This is a genomic window from Mesorhizobium sp. NZP2234, assembly GCF_013170765.1.
Classification (GTDB): Bacteria; Pseudomonadota; Alphaproteobacteria; order Rhizobiales; family Rhizobiaceae; genus Mesorhizobium; species Mesorhizobium loti_D.
Genome location: NZ_CP033364.1, coordinates 676,064 through 690,837 on the forward strand (window position 1 = coordinate 676,064; position 14,774 = coordinate 690,837).

The 14,774-nt window shown below is 62.9% G+C and carries 12 protein-coding genes; 6 read left to right on the forward strand and 6 right to left on the reverse strand.

Annotation, left to right across the window (positions count from 1 at the left end; all coding sequences use genetic code 11):
- Positions 1 to 213: 213 nt before the first annotated feature.
- Positions 214 to 1,617, forward strand: a complete 1,404-nt coding sequence (locus EB230_RS03170; RefSeq protein WP_056568490.1) for an MATE family efflux transporter — start codon at positions 214 to 216, stop codon at positions 1,615 to 1,617.
- A gap of 294 nt (positions 1,618 to 1,911) precedes the next feature.
- Here the strand turns inward: EB230_RS03170 and EB230_RS03175 are convergent, their stop codons facing one another.
- Positions 1,912 to 2,298 carry a response regulator gene (locus EB230_RS03175; RefSeq protein ID WP_056568488.1) on the reverse strand — a complete coding sequence of 129 codons (387 nt, stop codon included), beginning with the start codon at positions 2,296 to 2,298 and terminating at the stop codon, positions 1,912 to 1,914.
- A gap of 161 nt (positions 2,299 to 2,459) precedes the next feature.
- Complete coding sequence (locus EB230_RS03180; RefSeq protein ID WP_056568486.1) at positions 2,460 to 4,178, reverse strand: GGDEF domain-containing phosphodiesterase; 1,719 nt, start codon at positions 4,176 to 4,178, stop codon at positions 2,460 to 2,462.
- A gap of 185 nt (positions 4,179 to 4,363) precedes the next feature.
- On the opposite strand from EB230_RS03180, the gene EB230_RS32450 reads away from it, so the two are divergent.
- On the forward strand, positions 4,364 to 5,215 hold the full coding sequence (locus EB230_RS32450) for an MEDS domain-containing protein (RefSeq protein ID WP_056568484.1): 852 nt from the start codon (positions 4,364 to 4,366) through the stop codon (positions 5,213 to 5,215).
- Positions 5,216 to 5,569: 354 nt separating this feature from the next.
- Here the strand turns inward: EB230_RS32450 and EB230_RS03190 are convergent, their stop codons facing one another.
- The 4 genes from EB230_RS03190 to speB all read right to left on the reverse strand — a co-directional run bounded on the left by EB230_RS03190 (position 5,570) and on the right by speB (position 8,827).
- On the reverse strand, positions 5,570 to 6,214 hold the full coding sequence (locus EB230_RS03190) for an amino acid ABC transporter permease (RefSeq protein WP_056568482.1): 645 nt from the start codon (positions 6,212 to 6,214) through the stop codon (positions 5,570 to 5,572).
- Positions 6,211 to 6,867 (reverse strand): amino acid ABC transporter permease, encoded by a 657-nt coding sequence (locus tag EB230_RS03195; RefSeq protein WP_056568479.1) that lies wholly within the window; start codon positions 6,865 to 6,867, stop codon positions 6,211 to 6,213. The genes EB230_RS03190 and EB230_RS03195 overlap by 4 nt, the downstream gene beginning before the upstream one ends.
- Positions 6,868 to 6,873: 6 nt before the next feature.
- Positions 6,874 to 7,683: a transporter substrate-binding domain-containing protein gene (locus EB230_RS03200; RefSeq protein ID WP_056570265.1), complete on the reverse strand. Its 810-nt coding sequence runs from the start codon at positions 7,681 to 7,683 to the stop codon at positions 6,874 to 6,876.
- Positions 7,684 to 7,765: 82 nt separating this feature from the next.
- Complete coding sequence (speB, locus tag EB230_RS03205) at positions 7,766 to 8,827, reverse strand: agmatinase (RefSeq protein WP_056568477.1); 1,062 nt, start codon at positions 8,825 to 8,827, stop codon at positions 7,766 to 7,768.
- A gap of 211 nt (positions 8,828 to 9,038) precedes the next feature.
- On the opposite strand from speB, the gene gcvA reads away from it, so the two are divergent.
- The 4 genes from gcvA to EB230_RS03225 all read left to right on the forward strand — a co-directional run bounded on the left by gcvA (position 9,039) and on the right by EB230_RS03225 (position 14,684).
- Positions 9,039 to 10,013, forward strand: coding sequence for a transcriptional regulator GcvA (gene gcvA / locus EB230_RS03210; RefSeq protein WP_056570261.1), 975 nt, complete (start codon positions 9,039 to 9,041; stop codon positions 10,011 to 10,013).
- 136 nt (positions 10,014 to 10,149) lie between these two features.
- Positions 10,150 to 11,454 carry a nicotinate phosphoribosyltransferase gene (gene pncB, locus EB230_RS03215; protein ID WP_056568475.1) on the forward strand — a complete coding sequence of 435 codons (1,305 nt, stop codon included), beginning with the start codon at positions 10,150 to 10,152 and terminating at the stop codon, positions 11,452 to 11,454.
- Positions 11,455 to 11,961: 507 nt separating this feature from the next.
- Positions 11,962 to 13,230 (forward strand): hypothetical protein, encoded by a 1,269-nt coding sequence (locus tag EB230_RS03220; protein ID WP_348646677.1) that lies wholly within the window; start codon positions 11,962 to 11,964, stop codon positions 13,228 to 13,230.
- 152 nt (positions 13,231 to 13,382) lie between these two features.
- Entirely contained in the window at positions 13,383 to 14,684 is a 1,302-nt protein-coding gene (locus EB230_RS03225; protein WP_172371320.1) for an ABC transporter substrate-binding protein, read from the forward strand.
- The last annotated feature ends 90 nt before the right edge of the window (positions 14,685 to 14,774 follow it).

Here is a 14,774-nt window from a genome sequence, read left to right on the forward strand (position 1 = left end):
AACTGTTCGTGCCCCTACGGCAATGCCGGCGCTAGTCTTTGCTGAGAGGTGCAAGTTTGCCATCTGGCTCAATCGGTACCCGCTCCTCCTCCCTTGCCTTCATGTCGCATTTCGTTCAATAGACGGCGCAAACGCCGTGAAACCATAGGTTTCGCGTTTGACATGCGGCTTCCGGCTTCTTGCCGACGTGCCGCGCCTGGAAAGAGCGGAACAATGTCTGCGATCGAAGCCGGCGCTCGCGCGCCGGAAAATCTTTGGCGTCAGGAAATCAAGGCGACGCTGGCGCTGGCCTGGCCGATGGTGCTGACCAATCTCGGCCAAACGGCGATGACGGCCACCGACGTCATGATGATGGGACGGCTCGGGCCGGATACGCTGGCGAGCGGCGCGCTTGGCGCCAACCTCTATTTCATGCCGCTGATCTTCGGCCTCGGCCTGATGCTGGCAACCTCGCCTATGATCGCAACCGAGCTTGGCCGTCGCCGCCATTCGGTGCGCGACCTGCGCCGCACCGTGCGCCAGGGCTTGTGGCTGGCGATCCTGATCTCGATCCCGATCTGGATCTTCCTGTGGCATGGCGAATCCATTCTGCTGGCGATGGGCCAGGAGCCTGCTTTGGCGCACCAGGCAGGCATCTACCTGCGCTGGCTGGAATGGGCGGTGCTGCCTTTCTATGGCTACATCGTGCTGCGCTCGTTCATCTCGGCGCTGGAACGCCCTGGTTGGGCTCTGGTCATCGTTTTCGTCGCAGTCGCCTGCAACGCGCTCTTCAACTGGGTGTTCATGTTCGGCAATCTCGGCTTTCCGGCAATGGGCATCTCCGGCTCGGGCCTTGCCACCTCGCTGTCCAGCACGCTGATGTTCGCCGGCATGGCAGCGGTGGTGATGCTGGAGAAGAGGTTCCGACGCTACCGCCTGTTCGGGCGCTTCTGGCGATCCGACTGGCAGCGTTTCAAGGGCCTGCTTCGGCTCGGCCTGCCGATCGCCGGCATCCTCGCCTTCGAGGTGACGATCTTCAACGCCGCGGCGCTGCTGATGGGCCTGATCGACGCGGATTCGCTGGCAGCGCACGCCATCGCCATCCAGATCGCCTCGATCTCCTTCATGGTGCCGCTTGGCCTCAACCAGGCGGTGACGGTGCGCGTCGGCCTCGCGCACGGCGCAGGCAATCCGGAAGGCGTCTCGCGTGCCGGCTGGACCGCCTTTGTCATCGGCGTCTCGTTCATGGCGCTGATGGGGCTGGTGATGATCCTGTGGCCGCATCCGCTGATCAGCGCCTTCATCGATCTGGCCAACCCGGCCAACGCCAGGGTGATCACGCTTGCCGTGTCGTTCCTGGCCTTCGCCGCCCTGTTCCAGGTCTTCGACGGCGCGCAAGCGGTCGCCGCCGGCATGCTGCGCGGCCTGCATGACACCAAGGTGCCGATGATCTACGCCGCGATCGGCTATTGGGGCGTGGGCCTGCCGCTTGGCGTGCTGCTCGCCTTCCATTTCGGCTTGCACGGCGTCGGCATCTGGATGGGCCTCTCGACAGGGCTGGCCGTGGTGGCGGCGCTGCTCCTGGCGCGCTGGCTGCGCCGCGACCGGATCGCGCCGTCGCTTGCCTTCGGGCATTGAAGCGGACGGCCGCCGGCTGCCTGGCTGCCGACATTGCGGCTCATTGGACGGAGCCTTCATGTCAGCCCACGAAACGTTCGCTTTGCGCCCCCAACTTGGACGTAGTGGACAATTTTGCTATTGCCCCAAAAGCAGACATCTAGCGCGACCACCTCGGAGGTCGCTTCCGCGCCAGGAAACTATCCCGATAGGCGGCTTGCGTTGTCGGCGGGAGAGCACTTCGTCCGACTTTAAGGTCGGCCCGCAAAGGGTACAATGTAACGGTGGGTGCGTGGCGTCATCGAGCGTAGGTAGTCAGCTATTGTCGGAATGCTGCTGATTCAGCAACGTCGACAAGGCCGCGATAATCTGCGGCAGGAAGAAGGGTTTGGTGATCATGACGCTTTCCGGAACACCCTCGGCACCCCAGTGGATGGCGCTATCGCCACTCATGTAGATCACGGGTATTGTCGGGTTGGCCCGGCGCAGATGCCGTGCAACCTCCCAACCGGATTTACCCGCCCCCAGGCGTATGTCGGTGACGAGGCCCTTGAACTTGACCGGCTCGGCGTCGAAGAACGCCATGGCCTGGGCCGCGTTTTGAGCCCCTACGACTTCAAAGCCAGCTTCTTCCAGGGCCGACTCGACGTCAAGCAGGATCAGATGCTCATCCTCGACGACCAGAACCGCGCCGTTGTTCATCTGGATGCTCCCCTTGGCCGTCCCACCCTACGGTTTCGACCCCGATTTAGTTCCATCTAATAATTCACGATGTGGGTCCGGGCTCGAGTCTTGAACGAATGCGCCAAACGGTCCGCGTTCAGAGCTTTGGTCACATCTCGACTGGCTGGCCGTGCGAGCCCTCAAATCAGCGATTCAAATCCTGCAGCGTCGACCGGCCGACCGAACAGAAATCCTTGCCCGAAATCGCAGTCCATCTCGCGCAACAGCGTGCGTTCCACCTCTGTCTCTATTCCCTCGGCGACGACATGAAAGCCGAGTTCCCTGGAAATCCTGATGATGGACTCGATGATGACCCGCTTGGATCGGCTTTGCGCCAGCCCTTTGACAAAACCGCGATCGATCTTGATCTCCGTGAGGGGGAAGTCTTCGAGGTAGCGCAGATTGGCGTAGCCGGTTCCGAAGTCATCGATGGACAGGCCGACGCCCAGTTCGCGCAGGTGTCTCATGATCGACAGCATTTCCGCGGAACTTTCGACCATCAGGCTCTCGGTGAGCTCAAGCTTGATCCATGCAGCATCGGCGCCACTGGCGGTAAGCACGTCGGAGACAAATTTCGGCATGTCACGAAGCTTGAACTCAAGCGGCGAGACATTGAACGAGAAGACTATCGGCACTTGTCGGTCCCTGTTCACGCGCGCGGCAAAGTCCGCGACGGTGCGAAGGCCACGGGCGCCGATGTCGAGTATAAGACCCGTGTCTTCGGCATGGCTGATGAACTTGTCCGGCGACTGCATCCCAAACAGGCCATGGTGCCATCGCAACAGGGCTTCTGCACCGACAACCGTTCCCGTGGCGAGGTCGACCTGCGGCTGGTAGTGAGAATCGAACTCGTCATGTTCCAGGGCCTGCTGCATTTCGCTGGTCATGCGCAGTCGGTTTCGCGCACGCCTATCGTCCTCGGAACTGAATGCGCAAATATCGAGGAACGCCGACGACTTCGACCGATGCAAAGCGGCACCGGCACGACGAACCAGCGTTATGGCGTCCGTCGTCTGGTTGCCAACGACATAGCCCGTCGCGAAACGGATCCTGATCGTTGCGCCCGCCACGAGATAACGCGGCGCCAGGGACTGCCGGATCATTTCGATTGCCGCTTGGGCCTCGTCGGCATGGCCAAGCGGCTGGGCGAGCGCAAACTCATTGGATCCCGTGCGGCAGACCAATGCAGCACCTGTGTTGGTCAGGCGTCGCGCAATCTGCACCAGCACCTGGTCGCCAACATCATATCCGTACCCTTCGTTGATGTCATGGAAACGAGCCATGTCGATCTTGACAAGCAGGATCGGCCGTTCCCCTTGACGCAGCAGGATGTCGACGTCCTCGACGAAGGCGTATCTGTTGAGAACACCGGTGAGCATGTCGGCGCGGGTGCTCTGGGCAATTTGCGCGGCGGCGACCCTGCTCGCCGTCACGTCCCGCATCAGTCCGATATAGTGCGTCGGCTCGCCACCAGCGATGCTCATAGGTGCGAGGCGGAGTTCGTTCCAGAACCAGCTACCGTCCTTGCGGAAGTTCTTCAGCGTGACGGCAACATCCTCACGCCGGGCGATGGCTTCGCGAATGGCCTGGATTTCGGGTTGAAGGCGATCGCTGCCTTGCAGGAAGCGGCAGTTTCTCCCGATCAGTTCGTCGCTGGAATAGCCGGTGATGTCCTGGAACGCGCGGTTGACGTAGACGAGCGCCATACCCTTTTCACGCAGATCGCTGATGGCCAAACCATCCCTGGATAGATCGGGCAGCCGGGCCGCGATCCCTTCCGGCACGCCATAGCGGCGCGGGTTCGCGACCGCGGTACTGCGGATCAGATTGCCGAACCCGGCCTTGAAAATCTCTGTCATGTTGGGGCCACGGCTGATAGTATCCGGAGATGCATGCCCCCATAGATGGCCAGCTATCGCGCATATTCTACTGGCACGATCAACAGGTTCCGTAACGGAATGGCCGACGTGGCGTGGGCCGCCGTCGGCTGCGACTGATTTAGTGGCTCAGTGACGTACTCGTGCACCCGGAAAGCGGCATCGACATGAACGATGAGTCTGCCCACGCGCTCCGCAAGTCCGGCATCCGCGTCATGGGCGAGATATCCTGGGGCACACACATCTGCGTCTTCTACGAAGCGGAAGAGGACCTGTTAGCCACCAACGCTTCCTATTTCGCGGCTGGCCTGGAGGACAACGAATTCTGCATCTGGGCGGTCTCCGATCCGATCGACGCAGAGACGGCGAAGGATGCGTTGCGGCAGTCCATTCCCGACATTGATGCACGCCTGGTGGCCGGCCAGATGGAGATGATCCCAGCCACTGACTGGTATCTTCCGGGTGGGGAGTTCGACATGCAGCACATCACCGGCGGCTGGGATGAGAAGCTGCGCGCAGCCCGGGAAAGAGGCTTCGCCGGGATGAGAGTGAGCGGCAACGCATTCTGGATAGGGACAAGCCACTGGAAGGAGTTTTGCCAGTACGAGCATGAACTCGACCGGTCACTGGCGGGCCAGAAGATGGTGGTGTTGTGCACTTATTCCCTGTCGAAAAGCAGGGCCGTTGACCTGCTCGATGTGGCGCGCGCCCACCAATTCACCATCACCCGGCGAAAGGGGGAATGGGAATTTCTAGAGACGCCGGAGCTTCAGGCCGCCAAGCAGGAGATCAGGAAGCTGAATGGCGCACTGGATGTCCTCGCGGACACCGGCCATGCCGCTTTCACAGCCCGCGAGCGTGTCGTGCTCGCCCAAATCGTCAGGGGTTATTCGAGCAAGGAGATTGCCCGCACCCTGGGAATTGCCCCGCGAACGGTCGAGTTCCACAGGGCCAATCTTCTCAAGAAAACCAACGCACGAAGCACGGTCCACCTCTTGCGCATAGTTCTTGGCGAGTAGCACAAGTCCTGATTGCTCCTGCGATGGGAAACTGGACCAGAGCCTGTGCTCAGCGCGGCCAGCGAGTGCCGTTTTGCCGGCGATGAAACAGCGCCATGCGGTGCGTCTCAGGGTATGTCCTATCGGCGAGCCGACATGGCCGACCGTGGATGATTGCCGATCGCCTCCAATTCAAGCCAATGCGTACGGGCGCCGAATGTCCGCTTTTGACATTCCGAACCTCAAAGCGGACCGTCCGCTTGCGACCCCAAAGTTGACGCACCCAACGTCATCCAATGACCCCAACAGGCATTCGAGCGCCTCCTATAGTTTTTTAGTCTCCGCCGATGTTCGCCAACACAGCATGCTCTCCACTCAATGAGCCGCCCGCTTTTCGAGCGATCGGGCATATTGCGTCAGCGGAAAGCACATGACGAAGAAGATCAGCGCCACCAGGCCATAGACCTTGAACGGTTCGAAAGTGGCGTTGTTGATGGCGTTCGAGGTCCGCACCAGTTCCTCGAAGCCGATGATCGAGGTCAGTGCCGTCGACTTGATCAGCTGCACCAGGAAACCGACCGTCGGGGCGCGGGTGATCGAGAAGGCTTGCGGCAGGATGATCAGCCTGAGTTCCTGCAGATAGTGCAGGCCGAGGCTGGCGCCGGCGTCCCATTGGCCCAAGGGCAGCGCGTCCACCCCCGAACGCCAGATCTCGGCCAGATAGGCGCTGGCGAAGAAGGTGAGGCCGAGCACCGCCGCGGTCCATGGCTCGATGCGCAGGCCGAGCATCGGCAAGCCGAAGAACATCAGGAACAGTTGCATCAGGAGCGGCGTTCCCTGGAAAAGGGCGATGTAGCCGGAAGCGAGGCGCCGGCTCCATGTGTTCTTGGAGATCCTGAAGAACAGCACGACCATTCCGACCAGCGCGCCGCCAACGAAGGCGGCCAACGACAGCAGCACCGTCCAGCGTGCGGCCAGCAGAAGATTGCGCACGATGTCCCAGAAGGTGAACTCGATCATGACACGCCAGCCCCGAGAGCGCGGCGCCCGCCGGTGACCAGGAGCCGGCGCAAGGCCATGGACAAAGCGAGATAGACCAATGTCACGACGAAATAGGTCTCGAAGGACCGGAAGGTCCGAGCCTGCAGCATGTCGGCCTCGTAGGTCAGCTCGCGCACCGCGATCTGCGACACCACGGCCGACTCCAGCATCATGATGACGATCTGGCTGGTGAGTGCCGGATAGATCACCTTGAGTGCCTGCGGCAGCACGATCTTGATGAACACCTGACGGGGCCTGAGCCCCAGGGCCAGCGCTGCTTCCGTCTGCCCGAGCGGCACCGCATCAAGTCCGGCGCCGACGATCTCGATCGTGTAGGCCGCCATGTTGAGCGTCATCGCCAGCATGGCGGCCAGGATCGGGTCGAGCCGGATCCCGAGACTCGGCAGCCCGAAGAAAATGAAGAACAGCTGCACCAGGAACGGTGTGTTGCGCATCACCTCGACGTACCAGGCGATGGCCCGGCGAAGCAGCGCGGGGCCGTTTCGCCGTCCGGCGGCGCCCAGGATGCTGAGCAGCGTTCCCGCCAGCGTGGTCACGGCGATCAGCAGGATCGTCGTGGCCGCGCCGTGCGCGATGTCGCCCACGGCACCTGGAAGCCAGCCGAAGGCCATGGGAACTCAATCCTTGAGGTTGTCGGGATTGAGCGGCGTCTTCAGCCAGGCCTTCGAGCTTTCGTCCAGCTTGCCGTCGGCCAGCATCTTGGCGATGGCGTCGTTGACCGCCTTCTTCAACCCGTCCTCATTCTTGTTGAGACCGATATGCGAAGGCGAGGTCAGGAGCTGGAACTTCTGCTCCGGCTTCAGCGCATCCTGCTTGGCCAGCACCTGCGCGCCGACATCGTTGCCGACGACCATCAGCTGGGTCTGGCCCGAGATGAAGGCCTGGATCACCGAATTGTAGTTGTCGAAGCGCTTGATGTCGGCCGAGGCGGGCGCGGCCTCGGTGAGCGAAGTGTCCTCGAGCGTGCCGCGATTGACGGCGATCGACTTGCCGGCAAGGTCTTCCTTGCCCTTGACCGACATCGCCGCCGGACCGATCACCGCGATGTAATAGGGCGCGTAGGCGGCGGCGAAATCGATGACCTGCTCGCGCTCCTTCGAGTAGCCGACGCTCATCAGGATGTCGACGCGATGGTCGTTCAGATAGGGGATGCGGTTCTGGCCGGTGACGGCGACCGGATTGAGCTTCACCTTGAGCGTGTCGGCGATGTATTGAGCCACATCCATGTCATAGCCCTTGAGGCTCATATCGGCGCTGGCCGAGGAGAAGGGCGGGAAATCCGCGAAGACGCCGACATTGATGGTGCCGGCCTTGGTGATATCGGCCAGCGCGTCGGCATTGGCCGCCTGCGTAACAAAGCCAAGACCGGCCGCACCCAGCATCAGGGCGGCGGCGATGGATGATTTCAGTGTCGAGTGGATTGTCATTGTCATTCCCCTTCTGGAAGCTTTTTTGATTGTTGGGTCAGCCGCCGGCTCCAGCGCGGCGGCCGCCTTTTCGTGAAGTCCGTCAGGCCCCCTTGCCCGTGATGGCCGGGCTGAACACCATCAGGCTCAGTATCTCGAACAGCACCTGGGCGCCGGCATGCGCGGTGTTGGTGGTGGCGTCATATTGCGGCGCCACCTCGACGACGTCGCCGCCGACGATGTTGAGGCCTTTGAGGCCGCGCAGCAGCTCGAGCACCTCGCGCGTCGTCAGCCCACCGACTTCCGGCGTGCCGGTGCCGGGCGCGAAGGCCGGATCGACGCTATCGATGTCGAACGACACATAGGTCGGGCCGTCGCCGACGATCTTGCGCGCCTTTTCGATGATGGCGGGGATACCGAGCCCGGTCACCTCCTCGGCGTGCACCACGGTCATACCGGACTCGTAGGTGAACTCCCACAGATATTCGGCCGAGCCGCGGATGCCGATCTGGATGGTGCGCGTCGGATCAAGCACGCCGTCGAGCACCGCGTTGCGGAACGGGCCGCCGTGGTGGAACTTGGTCATGTCGAACAGGCCACTGGTGTCGCAATGGGCGTCGATATGGATCAGGCCGACCGGCGCCTTCTTGCCGACAGCCTTGAGGATCGGATGGCTGATCGAATGGTCGCCGCCGACCGACAGCGGAATGACGCCGGCACCGACGATCTGGTTGGTGCGGCGCTCGATATCCTCATGGCTGATCTCCAGCCGGTAGCGGCTGCGGAATGGCGTGTCGCCGATGTCGGCCACCCTCAGCTCATGCGTGGGGGCGCATTCCAGCACGTGGTTGTAGGGGCCGATGCGCTCGATGGCGCGCAGCGCCCTCGGCCCGAAGCGCGAGCCTGGCCGGTTGGTGACGCCGAGGTCCATCGGCACGCCGATCATGGCCACCTGCAGGTCGCCGAAATCCGGGTTCTCCGCGGCGATTTCACGGTAGGGCGCGGCGAGGAAGGTCGGGATGCCGGAATAGGGCGCCAGCCTGGTGCCGCTCTTGGAGAAGATCTTGTCGGCGACCTTGCGGAACTTGGGATCGAACATCTCGCCGCCATGGCTCTCGCCATATTTGCGACGCAGCGCATCAAGCTTGCCGCGATCGTAGCCCATATCGGTTCCTCCTCGATTGGTGCAGCTTGACCAGTGGCGATCCCAGGCGAATTGACCGTCGTCCGGCCGGGTCGCTTGTCCCGCTGGCTGCCTGCAGATTTCAGGTCTTGAAGTTGTTCAGGGCCGAAGTGTCCGGCAGCCGCATTGAAAAATCAATTGATATTGTTAGGGTGTTTTCTGTGAGAAAATCTCACAAACTGTCGAGTCCATGATGGCCAAACGCCTGCCGCCCCTCAATCCGCTGCGCGCCTTCGAGGCGACGGCGCGGCTTGGCTCGCTGACCAAGGCGGCGAGTGAGCTGAACGTCACGCATGGCGCCATCAGCCACCAGATCAAGGCGCTGGAGCAGTCGCTCGGGGTCAAGCTGTTCGAGCGTGTCGGCCAGCGGGTCAAGCTGACGCCGCATGGCGCCGAGCTTCTGCCGGCTGTATCGACCGCCTTCGACGGCATCGCCGCCGCCACGCAGCGGCTGACGCGCCCAGCCAGCAGCGGCGCGCTTTCGGTGTCCTGCGTACCGGCATTGCTGCTTTTGTGGATGACGCCGAGGCTCGGCAGCTTCACCGCGCAATATCCAGACATCCAGCTGACGCTCATTCCCTCCAATGATCCCAGGGATATAAGGGCGCCGCATATCGATGTCTGCGTCCACTATGGCAATGGCGGCTGGGCCGATTGCTGGATGCGCAAATGGTCGGGGCTGGAACTGTTTCCCGTGGTGAGCCCGACCTTGATCAACAACCGCCCGATCCGCGGCGTCAGGGATCTTGCCGACCATGTCTTCCTGCATGGCGACGACGGCCGCGAATGGCACACCTGGCTGGCGGCCGCCGATGCGCTGGACCTCGAGCGCGGCCGCCGCCATCATCTTGGCGATGCCCGCATGGCGACCGAGGCCGCGGTGCACGGCCATGGCGTGGCGCTGGGCGATTCCGTGACGGCAAGCGCGCTGCTGGCCAGGGGCATGCTGATCGCGCCGTTCAGCCTGTCGGTGCCGGCGGTCGATGAATTCTACATCGTCTGCCGCAACGAAATGCGGACGGCGCCGATCGTGCAGGTGTTCATCGACTGGCTGTTCGCCGAGAAGGCCGGGGATGACGGCCGCGCCGATGCTCCGGTCGCCGGCCGCCTCGTCACCCGCCGCAAACGCCCGGCACTCAAGGTGATGGGTGGCAAATCGGCAAGCTGACGGCAAACCGCGCCTCGCCGTATGCAGGCCGTTCTTTTTGTCGGGCCAGCCTGAAAGCGAGCAGCGTTTTGGTCAATTCGATGCTATGAGGCCTCTCGCGGTTGTGGATGGCAGGCAGCGAAGGCGGCGTTGAAACATGGCTAAGACCGATATTGCGCGGCGCGTCTACAACCACACCTGGAAGCTCGATCCGATCGTGCGCAGTCTGCTCGACACGGATTTCTACAAGCTTCTGATGCTGCAGATGATCTGGGGGATGTACCCCAAGGTCGAGGCCACCTTCTCGCTGATCAACCGCACCACTTCGGTGCGGCTGGCCGACGATATCGATGAAGGCGAGTTGCGCGAACAACTCGATCATGCCCGCACCTTGCGCTTCTCCAAGAAGGAGATGATCTGGCTGGGCGGCAACAATTTCTACGGCCGCAAGCAGATCTTCGAGCCGGAATTCCTCGCCTGGCTGGAAGGTTTCCGGTTGCCCGACTACGAACTGTCCAAGCGTGACGGGCAGTATGAGCTCTCCTTCAGCGGCCCGTGGATGTACACCACGCTGTGGGAAATCCCGGCGCTCGCCATCATCAACGAACTGCGATCCCGCGCGGCGATGCGGGCCTTCGGGCCCTTCGCGCTCGATGTGCTCTATGCCCGCGCCAAGGCCAAGATGTGGGCCAAGACCGAGCGCCTGAAGGCGCTGCCCAGCATCCGCATTTCCGACTTCGGCACGCGCCGGCGGCACTCCTTCCTGTGGCAGCGCTGGTGTGTCGAAGCGCTCAAGGAAGGTATCGGCGAGGCCTTCACCGGCACCTCCAACGTGCTGCTTGCGATGGACAACGACCTCGAAGCGCTCGGCACCAACGCACACGAATTGCCTATGGTGTTCGCGGCGCTTGCCAATTCGGAGAAGGAGCTGAAACAGTCCCCGTACAAGGTGCTGCAGGACTGGCAGCGCTACTATGGCGGCAATCTGCTGATCGTGCTGCCCGACGCTTTCGGCACCGCCTCCTTCCTGCGCGACGCGCCGGACTGGGTGGCCGACTGGACCGGTTTTCGCCCCGACAGCGCCCCGCCGATCGAGGGCGGCGAAAAGATCCTTTCCTGGTGGCGCGAGAAGGGCAAGGATCCCAAGCAGAAACTGCTGATCTTCTCCGACGGCCTGGAGGTGGAAACCATCGAGGAGACCTACCGCCACTTCGAGGGCAAGGTGCGCATGTCCTTCGGCTGGGGCACCAACCTCACCAATGATTTCGAGGGCTGCGCGCCGACGGAAACCAACAGCCTGGATGCCATATCGCTGGTCTGCAAGGTCACCGAAGCCAATGGCCGGCCGGCGGTGAAGCTTTCCGACAATCCAGCCAAGGCGACCGGCGACGAGAAGGAAATCCAGCGCTATCTCAGGATTTTCGGCGAGAAGGACCGCGTGGAGCAACTGGTCAAGGTGTGAGCCAAGATCGGACTCATGGATAGTTCGAGTTCCTTCACGCCCCCTTCTGTCCTGCCGACAGAGGCTCCTTTCCTCTCCCTCCGGAGGGGGGAGAGGTGGCGCCGCGAAGCGGCGACGGAGTGGGGGAACCACTTGGCAACCGCCACAACGGACATAAGAAAGAGGACCACGCTCGACCCGCGCCAGGGTCGACCCCCACTCCGTCGAGCTACGCTCGACACCTCTCCCCCGATCGACGGGGGAGAGGAAGGGTGCCAAGTTATCCGAACAGGCGCCAGTCGTCGGCGGCAGAGGCTCCCGTCCGAAAATGGCAGCATGATCTCCCCCCTCGAGGGGGAAATATCTGGCAGGACAGAGGGGAGCGCCGTAGAGCGCCGTCTTCACGGATTCGCTTTCGCCGTCGCACTGCTAGCCCTCCTCCCCACTCGCGCCTTCGCCCACGCCTCCGACCGAGGCCACGTCCTGCTCCTCCCGACCGGCTACTACCTTGTCGGCGGCGCGTTCGCCGTGGCCGTCAGCTTCCTCGTGCTGGCGCTGCTGCCGGCGGCTTTCATCGATCGTTTCTGGCGCCAGCGACTGCCGCTTTTGACCTTCGGCGATACCGCCCGCACGTCCCTCAGCCTGATATCCTTTGCCGGCTTTGCAACTCTCATCGCCGCCGGCCTTTTCGGCAGCCGCGACCCGCTCTCCAATCCATTGCCGCTGGTGATCTGGACGCTGTTGTGGGCCGGCCTCACGCTGCTGCAAGGCGCTGTCGGCGACATCTGGTCATGGCTCAACCCTTGGGTCGGGCCGTGGCGCCTCGCCTCGCGCCTGCGCGGCGCAAGCGATGAGGGGCCGTGGCGTCTTCCCCGGTGGATCGGCTGCTGGCCGGCCGTCATCCTGTTCTTCGCCTTTGCCTGGTTCGAACTCATCGATCCGGCGCCCGACGACCCGGCAAGGCTTGCCCTTGCCGCCGGCATCTACTGGCTGTTCTCTTTCCTGGCCATGCTGATGTTCGGCTATCGCGCCTGGAGCCGCAGCGGTGAGTTCCTGACCATCTTCTTCTCCATGGTGGCGCGTTTCGCGCCTGTCGAGCGCGACGAGAAGGGCCGGCTTGCGCTGTGCTGGCCAGGCGCCAAGCTGCTGGCGGCGGAGCCGTTACCGCCCAGCGGCATCGCCTTCCTGCTGCTGACCCTGTCCTCGGTCTCCTTCGACGGCCTGTCGAAGACCTTCTTCTGGCTTGGCCTGTTCGGCGTCAATCCGCTCGAATTCCCAGGCCGCACGGCGGTGATCGGCAGTGGCAGTCTCGGTCTCGTGCTGACATTCGTCCTGCTGGCGGCGGTGTTCCTTTTGGCCGTCGTGCTCGGCCAACGTCTTGCCGGCAGTGGACCGCCGCTCACCCAGGCAGCCGGGCTGCTGGTCTGGTCGATCGTGCCGATCGCGCTCGCCTATCATGTCGCGCACTATCTGACGGCGCTGCTGGTCGACGGCCAGTATGCGCTAGCCGCCCTGTCCGACCCGTTCGCGCTCGGCTGGAACCTGTTCGGCACCGCCGACATGCAGGTCGAGGCCGGCATCGTCGCCGGCGCGGCGTCGGCCTGGTGGTTGTGGAACATCCAGGCCGGTGCCATCATCCTTGGCCATGTGCTCGCCGTCCTCGTCGCCCACGGCTTCGCCTGGCGCCTGCACCCGCAGCCCGCCCGCGCCGCGTTCAGCCAGTTTCCGCTCACCCTGCTGATGATCGCCTACACGGTCTTCGGTCTCTGGCTGCTCGCCACGCCGACGGTCGGCTGAGGCATTTGCGCTGGAAAATAAACCGGGATTCCCCTAGGGAACCAGCATTGCCGTGTCCGGACTTTGGTGATTTAGTTTGTACACATGCAATTTTTCGACTTCCGGACATGAGCGGACTTTGCGCTCCTAACGCTGAACAAGGGGAACGGCATATGGACAAGAGCAAGACCTTCAACCTCCCGAAAACCGGTCTCACCCGCCGCACGGCGCTGAAAGGCCTGGCAGCGGGCGCCGGCATTGCCATGGCGCCCGGCTTCGTCCGCTATTCCCAGGCGCAGAGTTCGGCGCCGATCAAGATCGGCTTCCAGTCGCACCGGACCGGCATCGGTGCCGCCTATGGCCGCTGGTACGAGAAGACCACCGCCGCCGCGGTCAAGGCGATCAACGCCGCCGGCGGCATCAATGGCCGTCAGGTCGAGGTCATCATCGAGGATGACGGCACAGATCCCGGCCGCGGCGCCGAGGTGGTTGGCAAATTCGCCACCCAGCACAAGACCGACATCGTTTTCGGCACACTGTTTTCGCACGTCGTCATCGGCTCGGCGCCCGCAGCCGGCGAGGCCAAGATGCCCTATTTCGTCGTCAGCGAAGGCCACCACGTCGCCTCGACCAAGCTCAACCGCTACGTCTTCCAGCCCGGCATCACCGACGTGAAAAGCCAGATCCAGTCGATGGCGCCGTGGATCGCGGCCAATGCCGGCAAGAAGGTGACGCAGATCTTCCCCGATTTCGCTTTCGGCTACGATCATCGCGACTATCTGCCGCCGGCGCTGAAGGCGCAGGGCGCCGATGTCATCGCGCAGATCGCGATCCCGCCGACGGAATCGTCCTTCACCAAGTATTTCCCGCAGATCCCGGCCGAGACCGAGGTGATCTACCACGTGATGGTCGGTCCCGCGGTGCTCACCTTCGTCAAGGAACTCGGCGAGTTCTACGGCTCCAACCGGCCGCAACTGTTCGGCTTCATCGATTCGCTCGAGGCCGTCGACATCAACAGCCCGGGGCTGGAATTCCTCGACGGCAGCCATTTCTGGGAAGGCTCGCCGCGTTATGCCCAGGCTGATGATACCGAGGCGCAGAAAGCCTATCGCGCCGCCGTCGGCATCGACGACAATGGCGCCGCCGTCGGCGACCCCAAGGACGTCTCCACCGCCGCGCACATGTTCGGCTGCTGGGAGACACTCTACGTCGTCAAGAAGGCGATGGAAGATGCCGGCTACAAGGGTCCGGAAGACCGCGCCAAGCTGGTCGAGGCGACCGAGGCGCTGACAGCCTTCGCCGAAGGCCCGGAGCATCCGCAGGGGCCGAAAACCTTCAACGGCAAGATCCACCAGTGTTTTGGCATCCAGAACATCTCCAAGGTCGAAGGCGGCAAGCTGAAGGTCGTGCACAAGACCAAGATCGAGGACGGGCTTTACGAGGCCGAAGGGGACTATACGACGCAGGCGCTGTGAGGCGCCTTGCCCTCCCCTTGTGGGGAGGGTCGGCGAATAGGGTTCGCGTTTTTGCGAGGCCTAAGAGACGGGGTGGGGGTCGCGACGGCC

Bases quoted from the DNA above. Each gene is read 5' to 3' on its own strand.
- pncB (WP_056568475.1), top strand. From the start codon at position 10,150: ATGGCTAAGACCGATATTGCGCGGCGCGTCTACAACCACACCTGGAAG.
- EB230_RS03225 (WP_172371320.1), top strand. From the start codon at position 13,383: ATGGACAAGAGCAAGACCTTCAACCTCCCGAAAACCGGTCTCACCCGC.
- gcvA (WP_056570261.1), top strand. From the start codon at position 9,039: ATGGCCAAACGCCTGCCGCCCCTCAATCCGCTGCGCGCCTTCGAGGCG.
- EB230_RS03200 (WP_056570265.1), bottom strand. From the start codon at position 7,683: ATGACAATCCACTCGACACTGAAATCATCCATCGCCGCCGCCCTGATG.
- EB230_RS03180 (WP_056568486.1), bottom strand. From the start codon at position 4,178: ATGACAGAGATTTTCAAGGCCGGGTTCGGCAATCTGATCCGCAGTACC.
- EB230_RS03175 (WP_056568488.1), bottom strand. From the start codon at position 2,298: ATGAACAACGGCGCGGTTCTGGTCGTCGAGGATGAGCATCTGATCCTG.
- EB230_RS32450 (WP_056568484.1), top strand. From the start codon at position 4,364: ATGAACGATGAGTCTGCCCACGCGCTCCGCAAGTCCGGCATCCGCGTC.
- speB (WP_056568477.1), bottom strand. From the start codon at position 8,827: ATGGGCTACGATCGCGGCAAGCTTGATGCGCTGCGTCGCAAATATGGC.
- EB230_RS03170 (WP_056568490.1), top strand. From the start codon at position 214: ATGTCTGCGATCGAAGCCGGCGCTCGCGCGCCGGAAAATCTTTGGCGT.
- EB230_RS03190 (WP_056568482.1), bottom strand. From the start codon at position 6,214: ATGATCGAGTTCACCTTCTGGGACATCGTGCGCAATCTTCTGCTGGCC.
- EB230_RS03195 (WP_056568479.1), bottom strand. From the start codon at position 6,867: ATGGCCTTCGGCTGGCTTCCAGGTGCCGTGGGCGACATCGCGCACGGC.